Origin of the sequence: Hyphomicrobium nitrativorans NL23 (assembly GCF_000503895.1) — a bacterium.
GTDB classification, from domain to species: Bacteria; Pseudomonadota; Alphaproteobacteria; order Rhizobiales; family Hyphomicrobiaceae; genus Hyphomicrobium_C; species Hyphomicrobium_C nitrativorans.
This window is the reverse complement of the sequence record NC_022997.1, coordinates 227,252-239,777: the sequence shown is the minus strand read 5'-3', so window position 1 is coordinate 239,777 and position 12,526 is coordinate 227,252. Positions and strand designations below refer to the sequence as shown.

The 12,526-nt window shown below is 63.9% G+C and carries 12 protein-coding genes; 3 read left to right on the top strand and 9 right to left on the bottom strand.

The window, feature by feature from the left end:
- Positions 1-234: 234 nt before the first annotated feature.
- Positions 235-897: a TetR/AcrR family transcriptional regulator gene (locus tag W911_RS01095; protein WP_023785667.1), complete on the top strand. Its 663-nt coding sequence runs from the start codon at positions 235-237 to the stop codon at positions 895-897.
- Positions 898-923: 26 nt separating this feature from the next.
- Here the strand turns inward: W911_RS01095 and W911_RS01090 are convergent, their stop codons facing one another.
- From W911_RS01090 to W911_RS01070, 5 genes are all read right to left on the bottom strand, one after another.
- Positions 924-1,376 carry a nuclear transport factor 2 family protein gene (locus W911_RS01090; protein WP_023785666.1) on the bottom strand — a complete coding sequence of 151 codons (453 nt, stop codon included), beginning with the start codon at positions 1,374-1,376 and terminating at the stop codon, positions 924-926.
- 206 nt (positions 1,377-1,582) lie between these two features.
- Positions 1,583-3,421 (bottom strand): translational GTPase TypA, encoded by a 1,839-nt coding sequence (gene typA, locus W911_RS01085; protein ID WP_023785665.1) that lies wholly within the window; start codon positions 3,419-3,421, stop codon positions 1,583-1,585.
- Between the two features lie 661 nt (positions 3,422-4,082).
- Complete coding sequence (locus W911_RS01080; RefSeq protein WP_023785664.1) at positions 4,083-4,838, bottom strand: hypothetical protein; 756 nt, start codon at positions 4,836-4,838, stop codon at positions 4,083-4,085.
- 152 nt (positions 4,839-4,990) lie between these two features.
- Complete coding sequence (locus tag W911_RS01075) at positions 4,991-5,305, bottom strand: hypothetical protein (RefSeq protein WP_023785663.1); 315 nt, start codon at positions 5,303-5,305, stop codon at positions 4,991-4,993.
- Positions 5,306-5,533: 228 nt separating this feature from the next.
- Positions 5,534-6,769, bottom strand: coding sequence for an argininosuccinate synthase (locus tag W911_RS01070; RefSeq protein WP_023785662.1), 1,236 nt, complete (start codon positions 6,767-6,769; stop codon positions 5,534-5,536).
- A gap of 232 nt (positions 6,770-7,001) precedes the next feature.
- Between W911_RS01070 and W911_RS17985 the strand changes: the two genes are divergently transcribed.
- Positions 7,002-7,814 (top strand): hypothetical protein, encoded by an 813-nt coding sequence (locus W911_RS17985; protein WP_144083469.1) that lies wholly within the window; start codon positions 7,002-7,004, stop codon positions 7,812-7,814.
- A gap of 55 nt (positions 7,815-7,869) precedes the next feature.
- Here the strand turns inward: W911_RS17985 and W911_RS01060 are convergent, their stop codons facing one another.
- From W911_RS01060 to rlmN, 4 genes are all read right to left on the bottom strand, one after another.
- On the bottom strand, positions 7,870-8,469 hold the full coding sequence (locus W911_RS01060) for a hypothetical protein (protein WP_023785659.1): 600 nt from the start codon (positions 8,467-8,469) through the stop codon (positions 7,870-7,872).
- A gap of 101 nt (positions 8,470-8,570) precedes the next feature.
- A complete protein-coding gene (locus W911_RS01055; RefSeq protein ID WP_023785658.1) occupies positions 8,571-9,002 on the bottom strand; it encodes a hypothetical protein in 432 nt (143 codons plus the stop codon).
- 100 nt (positions 9,003-9,102) lie between these two features.
- The gene (locus W911_RS01050; protein WP_144083468.1) at positions 9,103-9,525 is read right to left on the bottom strand and encodes a hypothetical protein; all 423 of its coding nucleotides are present in this window, start codon (positions 9,523-9,525) and stop codon (positions 9,103-9,105) included.
- Positions 9,526-9,533: 8 nt separating this feature from the next.
- Positions 9,534-10,748, bottom strand: coding sequence for a dual-specificity RNA methyltransferase RlmN (gene rlmN, locus W911_RS01045; protein ID WP_023785656.1), 1,215 nt, complete (start codon positions 10,746-10,748; stop codon positions 9,534-9,536).
- A gap of 150 nt (positions 10,749-10,898) precedes the next feature.
- Here rlmN and hisS point away from each other — a divergent pair, with 150 nt between their 5' ends.
- Positions 10,899-12,425, top strand: a complete 1,527-nt coding sequence (gene hisS / locus W911_RS01040; protein WP_041316103.1) for a histidine--tRNA ligase — start codon at positions 10,899-10,901, stop codon at positions 12,423-12,425.
- Positions 12,426-12,526 lie beyond the last annotated feature (101 nt).

Genomic DNA, 12,526 nt, shown 5'->3' with positions numbered 1-12,526 from the left:
AGCCGCACCGGAAACGAGAAAGGGCCCCGCATTGCGGGGCCCTTTTTCTATGCGGTATCCGCTGCGCTCGCGGTGCCCTGCGCGGGAATGGCTGCCAGGGATGGTGACCTTGGCAGCTGAACGGCGTAGCGTGACGCGGATCGAAGAAATCCCGACATGAGGAGGCGGGCTCTCCACTGGCCGCCTTGTCAAAAAGACGCGCCACGGCCTGAAGCCGAGGTAAGGAGCACGTTCGTGCAGGACGCCAAACCCGAACCGCCAAAACGCAAGCGCCTCGATCCCGAGCGCCGCGAGCAGGAAATCGTCGAAGGCGCCATCCGCTACTTCTCGGAGGTGGGATTCGGCGGCGGCATGCGGGATCTCGCGGCGCGGCTCGGGATCTCGCATGCGCTCCTGTTTCGCTACTTCCCGACCAAGGACGCGCTGATCGACCGCGTCTACGACCAGGTTTTTCTCAGCCGGTGGGACGCGACCTGGGACGAGCTTCTCGGCGACCGGAGCGTAAACCTCCGCACCCGTCTCGAACGCTTTTACAGGGAGTATCTCACGGCCATCGATCGCCCCGAGTGGGTCCGGGCGTTCGTCTTCGGCGGGCTGGCCGGCGTCAATATCAACCGGCGCTATCTGAGCCTGATCCGCCGCAAGGTCATCATGCCTGTGGCGTTGGAGCTGCGCGAAGCCGCGGGCGTGCAAATCCCTCCTGGCGCGCCGCCGTCGGAAGCGGAACTTGAGCTGTCGTGGGGTCTCCACGGCGAGATTTTTTATCTCGCCATCCGGCGCTGGGTGTACGGGCTCAAGGTGACGCCGGACCGCGACCGTTTCGTCGCGCTCACCGTTGCGAAGTTCCTGGATGGCGCTCCCGCTGCGCTGCGGGGCGTGTCCGTGTCGCGCGATTGAGCCGGGCCGCGCATCCTGAGGCGGGATCAGTTCAGGTCTTCAGCCGCCATCTGCACCGTCTCTTCGCAGGAGACGAGGCGCCAGAAGGCCCCCATTTTGGCCGCGTCGTGGTAATCCTCAAGACGCGCGATGCGCCGTCCGCGAAAGGTCATGACTTGGCGGAACGAGCCGGATAGCACCAGCCCCGTACGTCGGTGCAGGAGATAGCATTCGACGCTGGTTCGCGCGACGCCGTCCTCGAAATGAAAGTATTCCGTGACAGACCCGCTTTCCGCCACGGCGCTGATCGAGTGGAGAAAGGTGCGGAACGCGGGTTTTCCATGAACCACGTAGGGCGTACCCTCAATGGAGCCGGCATTGCACCAGTAGGTGAGATCGTCCGTATAGAAGCTCAGAACCCGCTCAATGTCGCCGCTGCTCCAAGCCGCATGAGTGCCGTCCACCACGTCACGCGCGATCTGTGCGTCGAGTTTTTTCAACGACCTTCCCCGCAAACGGCCGATTGAGATGCTCGCGCCTTGGGCTGAAGCCGGTAAAACTCATTGGTTTCAGAACCTGAGCAGCGATCACTCGGGAACTATACGTCACCTCTCCCACGAATTGAAGTGTAGAAGCAGCATCTCTGCTACCGGAAGGGGAAAGTTCCCGGTTCGCTCTTGGAGCCTCGGCAACCCCTGAAGGGCGGTCAGGCCACGGCCTCCCGCTCGCTCTCCTTCTTGCGCTCCTGCTTCTTGCGCTCGTTCGGATCGAGCCAACGCTTGCGCAGCCGGATCGACTGCGGCGTCACTTCCACCAGCTCTTCGTCGGTGATGTAGCTCATGGCGCGTTCGAGCGTCAGTTTGATCGGCGGCGTGAGCAGCACCGCATCGTCCTTGCCGGATGCGCGAACGTTGGTGAGCTTCTTGCCCTTCACGACGTTGACTTCGAGATCGTTGTCGCGCGAGTGCTCGCCCACGATCATGCCGACGTAAACCTTGGTCTGCGGCCCGATGAAGAACGGCCCGCGGTCCTGGAGGTTGAAGATTGCGTACGCCGCCGCTTCGCCATCCGAGTTGGAGATCAGCACGCCCGTGTGCCGGCCGGCGATCTCGCCTTTGAAGGGCGCGTAGTCGTGAAACAACTTGTTCATGACGGCCGTGCCGCGCGTGTCGGAGAGAAGCTCCGCCTGATAGCCGAGCAGGCTGCGCGTCGGCACATGAAACACCATGCGCGTGCGTCCGCCGCCGGAGGGCCGCATCTCCAGGAGTTCGCCCTTGCGCTCGGAGAGTTTCTGCACGACGACGCCGGTGTGGCCCTCGTCGACGTCGATGATGACTTCCTCGATCGGTTCGAGCTTCTCGCCCGTAGCCTCGTCTTTCCGGAACACGACCTTCGGCCGCGAAACCGTGACCTCGAAGCCCTCGCGGCGCATGTTTTCGAGCAAAATCGCGAGCTGAAGTTCGCCGCGTCCTGCGACATCGAAAGATTCGCCGCCTTCCGTCGAAGGCGTGATGCGGATTGCGATGTTGCGCTCGGCTTCCTTTTCCAGCCGGTCGCGAATGACGCGGCTCTGCACCTTGTCGCCTTCGGTGCCCGCAAACGGCCCGTCGTTGACGCGGAAGGTCATGGAGAGCGTGGGCGGATCGACGGGCTGCGCCTCGATGGGCGCTTCGACGGCCGGATCGCAAAGCGTGTCGGCAACCGTCGCCTCGCTCATACCGGCAATGGCCACGATTTCGCCGGCCTGCGCTTCCTCCACCGGCACGCGTTCGAGACCGCGGAAGGCCAGCACCTTCGACACGCGGAACGTCTCGACGACTTTGCCGTCGCGGTTCAGCGCCTTGAGCTGCTGGTTCGGTTTCAGGCTGCCCGACGAGATGCGGCCCGTCAGGATGCGCCCCAGGAAGTTGTCGGCTTCGAGCGTGGTGGCCAGCATCCGCGTGGGGCCCGGCTCGACCGTGGGCGGCGGCACGTGGCTGACGATGAGCTCGAACATCGGCGAGAGATCTTCGCGCGGGCCGGCCGGATCGGAGGCCATCCAGCCGCTGCGGCCGGAACCGTAGAGCACCGGGAAGTCGAGCTGCTCGTCCGTCGCATCGAGGTTGGCGAAGAGATCGAAGATCTCGTTCAGAACGTCGCCGTGCCGCTCGTCGGGACGGTCGATCTTGTTGATGGCGACGATGGGGCGAAGCCCGCGCTTCAGCGCCTTCGAGACGACGAACTTGGTCTGCGGCAGCGGGCCTTCGGAGGCGTCCACCAGCACGATCACGCCGTCGACCATGTTAAGGATGCGCTCCACCTCGCCGCCGAAATCGGCATGGCCCGGGGTGTCGACGATATTGATCAACGTATCTTTCCAGACGACGCTGGTGCACTTGGCGAGAATGGTGATACCGCGCTCGCGCTCGATATCGTTGCTGTCCATCGCCCGTTCGGTGATCTTCTGGTTTTCTCGGAAGGTGCCCGATTGCTTGAGGAGCGCGTCGACCAGCGTGGTTTTGCCGTGGTCGACGTGGGCGATGATCGCAATGTTGCGGAGTTCCATGGGTGTCCTGATCGGATCGGTGGGCGTGTGCGCCGCACAAAAAAAGATGCGCGGACCTAGCACATGAGAGCCCGGACCGCCACAAAAGTTGGCGGCCACGACAGGAATTGCTTGCAGGTGAAACAGTCGGCGAAAAAAGCGCCGAGGGGGTTTTCCCCCTCGGCGCATGTCAAGTTAGGCTGCAGACGGCCTTTTGTAGTTTTGTGCAGCGACTGCGGCGCTTCCGGGGAAACGTTTGCCTGTATTGATCTCGGAGATTCGTCCCCCATTCACATCAAACTTCGCTGCAATCCGACTTTGAAGCCAACCATCCCACAACAGCATATGGATCTGAACAGCATCTTCAAATGTTAACGTTCTACTTGGATTACGCATTTTAGCGTTCCTTCAAAGCGCTTGAAGAAGGATCTTGACGCGTCGCAACGAACGTGTATTTATTAACAGCAGCAAACGTAAACGGCGCGGTCAGAGCAACTCAAGCAATTGACAACAAAGGCCTTTCCTGTTCCAGCAGGACGGGCCTATTCGGTATGTGCGAGACTTGTCGCACAGTCGAATCATAAACCATTTGTTAAGCATATGTCAAGCGTGTGATCTGCTGGGGTTGTCATTCCCGCCGATTGGAAGGGTAACTCGTTGGAATAGTAAGGTAATTAGTGCGTCATTTGTGCTGTTCAGCTTGGTAAAGGCCGGCGAGGAAGGCATCCACGTCCTCTCGCGCCATGGGCGTTGAATTCTGCCTAATTCTTTGGCGCTCCTGGCGTCTCGATGCCCCCCGCGTCGATCCCGGCTGCTTGAGCCGTCGCCCGCCTGAGATCAGCAGCGGGTTGTCGGGCTCCCTGAGATCCAGCTCTTCGAGGAAGTTTTCGCGCAGCGCATAGAACGACTGGAGGATCGCATCGCGTGCGAGCTTCCTGTCAGCGTCCGTCAGGTCCGAGCGCTTGCGCGGATTGAGCGATTGCAGCGCCCGGCGCATGTCGTGGAGCGGGGCGTACGGATAGAGGCCGACGAGGCGGTCCGTCTCGCCCACGTTGCGATAGACGATGCGCATGTTGTCGATCGTCTCGGAGATGCGGCAGAACGCGGCGATGTAGTCGTCTCCCGAGGCGTCAGGTTTTTCGCAGAACGCGAAGAGCGCCGACTTCGTTCTCACGATGCCGCGCCATTCCTCCTCCAGGCTTTCGACGAACTTGGAGCGCTTCTGGAACACGTTGGCGAGATAGGCCGCGACGACGGTCACGAACACCAGCGCCATGTCTTTGAGATAATCGTAAAGATCGAGGGCTGCGCTCTCGAACGGCGTCCCGGCGAGGCCCGGCACGCGGTCGGCGAATTTTGCGGCAAGAGCCAGAAACAGCACGAGGCCGAGCCCGGCATAGGCGCGGCGCAGCGTACGGTCGAGTGAGGCGCGGGTCATGAAGGCGGGATCTCAACGGAGCGGATGAGATCCTCACCGTGATGGTGCGACGGCGGCATTTCCAAGGCAGCCGCTGAACGAAATCGGCGAGCAAAGAAAAATGCCGGGAAGAGATCTTCCCGGCACGTTTCAGATCGGAATGTGTTGCGATCTTACGGGCAGAACCAGAGCGGCCCGACCGACACGCAATTGCGCGTACGCCAGTAGCTGGGGCGGCGATCGTAGCGGCGATACCCGCGCGGCGCAGACTTCAGGCGCTGACCTGCGCGATAGCGCTGGCTGTGCCCACGACGGTCGCGATAGCCGCGACGATCACGATAGTCACGGCGCTGAACGAGTTCGATGCCGCTGGCTTGCTGCGTAGCGGCCTTCACGGCGGAGGGCGCAACGGCGGGGGCCGCACTGGCGGGCGCGAAGCTCATGGCGCCGAGAATGGCGGCAGAAAGAGCGATAGCGGCGATCTTCAAGGGATCTTCTCCTCTTGTATTGAAGGGCGTGATGAAATTGGAACGTGCACCACTCGATGAGGTTCCACTTTATGTAGGGCCACAATGAGACGCACACGCCTCGTTCATGGAGACGTTTGAAGCAGGCCGATTCCGTCGAAATAAAAATGCCCGGCGCGCTTTGTGTTAAGCGCGCCGGGCATCCGTGATCGTACGGCATAGATAGATAAAGTGGGCCGAAAAAGCCCGTTACTTTCTGTCACGTGCAGCGAGCGTCCTCAGCCGCAACGCATTGAGCTTGATGAAGCCCTGCGCGTCTTTCTGATCGTACGCGCCCTTGTCGTCTTCGAAGGTGACGAGGTTCGGCGTGTAAAGAGACTTCGCGCTCTCGCGGCCCACGACGATGACGTTGCCCTTGTAGAGTTCGAGCGTCACTTCGCCCTCGACATGCTCCTGGCTCTTGTCGATGGCTGCCTGCAGCATCTCGCGTTCCGGCGAGAACCAGAAGCCATAGTAGACGAGTTCCGCGTAGCGCGGCATCAACTCGTCCTTGAGATGTGCCGCGCCGCGGTCGAGCGTGAGGCTTTCGATGGCGCGGTGCGCATGCAGCAGGATCGTGCCGCCCGGCGTTTCGTACACGCCGCGGCTCTTCATGCCCACGAAGCGGTTCTCGACCAGATCGATGCGGCCGATGCCGTTGTCGCGGCCGAGATCGTTGAGGGCCTTGAGCAGCGTCGCGGGCGAGAGCTTCTGGCCATTGAGCGAAACCGCGTCGCCCTTCTCGAAGCCGATCTTGATCGTCGTCACCTTGTCGGGCGCGTCCATCGGCGAGATCGTGCGCTGATAGACCATCTCCGGTGGCTTCTGCGCGGGGTCTTCCAGCACCTTTCCTTCAGACGAGGAGTGCAGCAGGTTGGCGTCGATGGAGAACGGCGACTCGCCTTCCTTGTCCTTCGCGACGGGAATCTGATTGCGGCGCGCGAAGTCGAGCAGATCCTCGCGGCCCTTGAACGCCCACTCGCGCCACGGCGCGATGATCTTGATCGACGGTTCGAGCGCGTAATAGCTGAGCTCGAAGCGCACCTGGTCGTTGCCCTTGCCGGTGGCGCCGTGACAGACGGCGTCGGCGCCGGTCTGTCGCGCGATCTCGATCTGCCGCTTGGAGATCAGCGGCCGCGCGATGGAGGTGCCGAGCAGGTAGATCCCCTCGTAGAGCGCGTTGGCGCGGAACATGGGGAACACGTAGTCGCGGACGAACTCCTCGCGGACATCCTCGATGAAGATGTTCTCGGGCTTGATGCCCAGCATCTCGGCCTTCTTGCGCGCGGGCTCGATCTCTTCGCCCTGGCCGAGATCGGCCGTGAACGTCACCACCTCCGCGTTGTAGGTCTCTTGCAGCCACTTGAGAATGATCGAGGTGTCGAGACCGCCCGAATAGGCAAGCACCACCTTCCGGATGTTCGTCTTACCGTCTGTTCCGCTCATGATCCCGACCTCGTCATCCGCCTGATTCGTTTTGCGCGCGGCACTATAGGCACCCGTCTTCGCCCGGCAAGGCGGACGCGGGGCGGGTCACCCACAGCAAAAGTTGAAGCCGCGCCGCAGCCTTACGCTACGTACGGGAAATTCACCATCATCTGTGCGTGTTTTTTTGCCTGGAACCCGTTACGGTTCGCGCCAAATGCCGATGACAAACCATTGGGTTGGGGGAACCAGCATGGTGAAAACGACGACGACCTCCGTTTTGAGGGCCGCCGCCGTGTTCGGGGCGATTGCGAGCGGCACCATGCCGCTGGCAGCCAACGAGGTTCTGCCCTGGGCCAATACGCCGCCGACGGTCGCGACAGCCGAGCCTGCGGCTGCCGATCCGGCCGTGGAGGCTGCGATCGCGCAGTGTACCCCGCTTTTCGAAGCGGCGTGCCGCGACCTCAACACGTGCGCCTGGATCGCGGACGTATCCTTGCAGGACGGAACGGTTCTGCCGGCCCGTTGCGTCGCCCGCCCGTCTGCGCCGCCGAAGAGCACGGCGAAGGCGAAGACTCCAGCTCCGAAAAAGAAGACCGCCGAGACGCCGAAGGCCCCCGCCGCCAAGCCTGCCGCGGCAACCGAGACCGGCACGCTTCCGGCGAACGCTGAGCCGAAGGCCGCTGCTGCGGCCGCGCCGACGGTCGTGACGCCGCCCGTCGCGGAAAAGAAGGCGCCCGAAGCGCCCGTCAAGGTCTCGGCGCCACCGCCTGCGGCAGCTCCACCGGCCGCGAAGGCCGCCGCCGTCGAGCCGCCGCCCGCCAAGCCCGCGGCAGCAGCGCCGGTCGCGGAAAAACAGCCGGCCGCTGCACCGCCTCCGGCTGAGAAGACGGCCGCCACGGCTCCGGCTCCGAAAGCCGAGCAGGCTCCGAAGAGCCCCGTCTCAGCAAAAGCACCTGCGCCGAGCGGCGGATCGATGCCGGGCTTCGGCTCGTTTTCGTCCGCGTTCCCGGCCGGTGGTGCCGTGGTGACGACGACGGTTCCGCCGAAGACCAGCAGCGAGTGAGGCGAAAGCTGTCGCCTCGCCTCTTTTTCCGGGCGATTTCAATAAGGTCCGGCTCTTATGCCGCCCAGGGAAGCTTCGCCGCCGTCGCAAACGGCGCGACGAAGAAGGCTTGAAGCATGGCTTTCGAGGGCGCGGTGACCGAGGACATCGCGAAACCGCCTTCGGTCCGGTAGCTCGCGAACACGCGGTCGATGGAAGTGGAGGCGACCTCGGCCGCTTCCATCGCGGCCATATTGGCTTCGGCGGCGGGAAGCGCCACGGCGCGGGGCACCCCGGCCGTCATCATGGCATAGGCCATCGGCCAGCTCTTGGGATCGCCTTCGAGCGGAAAGAGCCCCCACCAGGCGCGCACCGGCGCGAACATCGGGGAGGCCGTCACCGTATTGGAGAGCCGAAAAAAATCGAACGGCATCGCCGCTTCTATCGGCGCTGGCGTCAGGGCGGAGCGATAGTTGCGCGGGCCGGTCACGAGATACGGCGCGGACGGCTTGTAATCGTCCCGTTCCAGGCCCTTGGCCGACTGCGCCCAGAAATCCAGAGCCTGCGTCGCGAAGGCCGCGTAGGCCGCGGTTGCGGCGCGCGCATACCCGAACGCGGCCGTCGTGCAGCTCTCAGTGAAACGCCGGGTGAGTTCGGGATCGACGGCATAGGTCATCGGCTTGCGCCTCCGATATCGCAACTGCGATTGTGCAGTGCACAATATAGGCCGGAACGTTCCGGATGACAATGCCCGTTCGCCTCACACCATCGAAGGCCTTACGCCGAGGATGTGGGCGCCTTCCGAGAAGGCTTCTGCACCCCCGCGAGCCAATAAACGAACCCGGCAGCGAGGCCGGACACGGCATACGCGGTGAGCGCGTAGCGGTTGAGGATGGTGTGAGGACCGGATTCGCCCACGTGCTGGGCAAAGAAGCCGCCAAGTCCGATGACGAGCCCCGCAGCCAGGAAATAAAGCCGGGAATGGGTTGGCAACCAAGCCGCGACGATGGCAGCCAGAGCTGCGAAGGGTGCAGCGAAGACAGCCGACTGGGTGGCCGCGAGCAGGATCAGCAGCCCCATGCTCTCGATGGGCACGGGCCCGCCGGTGCGGACGCCGTCGAACCCCGCCACGAACAGCACCTGGACGAGGCCGGCCACGAGAACCGCGGCGGCGAAGCCCAGCACGAACCTGACGATGCCAACGAACATAAAATCGCCCCCCGGCGACCTTGGACCCCTTAGAGACGCGGATGGCACGAAACAGCGCGCCGTGCGCATTTATAAACGGATCGGTTCGGGAGTCGCCAGACTAAGCGTTTCGCCCGGCGAGCAGCCAATAGACGATGCCGCCCGCGAACCCAGCCGTGGCAAACACCTGCCAGATGGAAGGGAGCGCGAGCTGGTGGATCGCCGCCGGGTCGATGCGCGCCAGCAGCGGGATGATGACGAGCGCAGCGCCGCCGCCGATCATGTAATAGAGCCAGGAGCGGATGCGGCCCACCTCGCCGACAACGACGATCAACAGTGCCGGGATCAATGTCGCGCCAGAGAGCACGAGCGTCCCGGTCCAGAAGAAATCGTAGGCGTCGAACATCAAGTCCGCGTCGTCGACGTTCGAGATCGCCTGCGTGATGGTTTCGAGTCCGAGCGTGGTGAGCACGATCATCGCCGCGAGCATGGAAATCAGAAACGCGATGGCGACCCAAAGGAGGCGCCCGATCGTTCTCAGCACCGTGCCCATCATCCCCCCGAAGCGGCAGTGGCCGGTTCCGCGGCCTCGCGTTCGCGCGCCCTGAGACGCACGCTTTCCGAGCGCAGCTGCCCGCAAGCGGCGAGAATATCGCGTCCGCGCGGCGTGCGCACCGGGCTCGCGTATCCCGCGTTGTTCACGTAGTCCGCGAAGGTCTCGATCGTCTCCCACTCCGAGCACTCGTAGCGCGAGTTCGGCCAGGGGTTGAACGGAATGAGGTTGATCTTGGCGGGAATGCCGGAGAGCAGGCGCACGAGCGCTTTCGCGTCGGCCAGGCTGTCGTTCACGCCCTTGAGCATCACGTATTCGAACGTGATGCGCCGCGCGTTCGAGAGGCCCGGATAGTTCCGGCACGCGTCCATGAGTTCCGCAATCGGATACTTCTTGTTGATCGGAACCAACTCGTTGCGGAGTTCGTCCGTGACGGCGTGCAGCGAGATGGCGAGCATGGTGCCCGCCTCCTCGCCCCAGCGGGCGATCTCCGGCACCACGCCGGATGTCGAGAGCGTAATGCGCCGCTTCGACAGCGAGATGCCCTCGCCGTCGGCCGCGATCTCCATCGCTTCGCGCACGTTATCGAAATTGTAGAGCGGCTCGCCCATGCCCATCAGCACGACGTTGGTAATCTTGCGGTCGGCCGCGGGCAGCATGCCCTGATCGTCGGGGCGGTCCGCGCCCGGCCAATCGCCGATGCGGTCGCGCGCGAGCAGGATCTGCGCGACGATCTCGGAGGCTTCGAGGTTGCGCACGAGCTTCTGCGTGCCCGTATGGCAGAAGCTGCATGTCAGCGTGCAGCCCACCTGCGACGAGATGCACAGCGTGCCGCGGTCGCTTTCGGGAATGTAGACGGTCTCGATCTCGGGTGCCCGGGCCTCGTGCCCGCGGCGCGGTAGCCGCAGCAGCCACTTGCGCGTGCCGTCCACCGACACCTGCTCCGTCACGATTTCCGGCCGGTCGAGCGTGAAGCGGTCTTCGAGCGCCTGGCGCAGCGTCTTCGAGACGTCGGTCATCTGGTCGAAGGACGTGACGCCCGAGACGTAGATCCAGCGCCAGAGCTGCGTCGTGCGCATCCGGATCTGCTTTTCGGGCACCCCGGCAGCCGCCAGCGCCTCCCCGAGCTTCGCCCGGGAAAGTCCTGCCAGAGACGGCTTGACGGCCGGTGCCTCCGCGCGCGCGCCCTGTATGGTATCGAGAACCACTGTCATGACGGCATCTTCTACCGATTTCTGCGGCGAAACGAAAGGCTGCGTCAGGCCGCATGGCCGCTAACCTTTTCCGGCCCCGGCCGATCCGCTATAAGGCCGCACGCTTAATCATAGCCGCATCAGCAACTTCTATCGGAACGCCGCATCGCCATGGCCAAGAAAGAGAAAGACGTCAACCGCCGGCCCGTCGCGCGCCTTCCAAAGGGGATGCGTGACATCGGCGCGGCGGAGCTGCGCGAGACGCAGGCCATGCTGGAGAAGATCCGCGCCGTCTACGAGCGCTACGGCTTCGAGCCCCTTGAGACGCCCGCCTTCGAGTACACGGACTCGCTCGGCAAGTTCCTGCCCGACCAGGACCGCCCCAACGCGGGCGTGTTCAGCTTTCAGGATGTCGCGCCGGAGGCGCGCGATACGAAAGGTGACGAGCAGTGGCTCAGCCTGCGCTACGACCTGACCGCGCCGCTCGCCCGCCACGTGGCTGAAAACTTCCAGGACCTGCCGAAGCCCTTCCGCCGCTACGCGACAGGCTCCGTCTGGCGCAATGAGAAGCCCGGCCCCGGCCGCTTCCGCCAGTTCACGCAATTCGACGCCGACACCGTGGGCGCCGAGAGCGTCGCGGCCGACGCCGAGATGTGCATGCTCGCCGCCGACACGCTCGAAGCCCTCGGCATCGAACGCGGCCAGTACGTCATCAAGGTCAACAACCGCAAATTGCTCGACGGCCTGCGCGAGACCGTCGGCCTCGCGGCGGCGGAAGACTACGAGCGCTGGCTGACCGTGATGCGCGCGCTCGACAAATATGACCGCCTCGGCGTTGAGGGCGTGACCGCCTTGCTGGGTCCGGGTCGAAAGGACGAGAGCGGCGACTTCACCAAAGGCGCGGGCCTCGATACGGCTCAGATCGCGGCCGTCACGTCGATCTTTACCGCGGCAGCGAGCATCGACGAACAACTCGCGACGCTAGGCGCACGCTTGAGCGCGAGCGCCGTCGGCGTTGAAGGCTTGAACGAATTGCGCACCATCTGGTCGCTCGTCACGGCGGCTGGCTATGGCGATGGCCGTGTTGCCATCGACCCCTCCGTCGTCCGCGGCCTCGAATATTACACCGGCCCCGTCTTCGAAGCCGAACTCCTGATTCCAGCCACCGACGACAAGGGCAACCCCGTCCGCTTCGGCTCGGTGGGCGGAGGCGGCCGCTACGACGACCTCGTCGCCCGCTTCACCGGCCAGAAGGTCCCGGCCACCGGCTTCTCGATCGGCGTCTCGCGCTTGCAGGCCGCACTCGCCGCCATCGGCCGCGCCCCCGCGCCCGCGCTGGGGCCCGTCGTCGTCACCGTGATGGATCGCGACAGTCTCGCCGAGTACCAATCCTTCGTGCAGACGCTCCGCAACGCGGGCATCCGCGCCGAACTCTATCTCGGCAATCCGAAAAAGTTCGGCAGGCAACTCGAATACGCCGACAAGCGCGGCTCCCCCGTCGTCGTGATCCAGGGTTCGACCGAGCGCGAAGCGGGCGAAGTCATCCTGAAGGATCTGATCGAGGGCGCGAAAGCCGCCGCCGTCATCTCCGACAACAAGGAGTGGAAAGAGGCGCGCCCCGCGCAGATCTCGGTGCCCGTGGCGAATCTCGTCGAGGCCGTCCGCGAAATTCTGGCGCGTCATAGGCCGGCTTCTTGACGCCGTAGGGGTGGCAAGCGACGACATTTCCTATTCTTCCCGGCACGCGTTCGTGTGAACCAATCGCTGGGTGAATTCTTGCTCGTCAGCTCCGTCCCCCC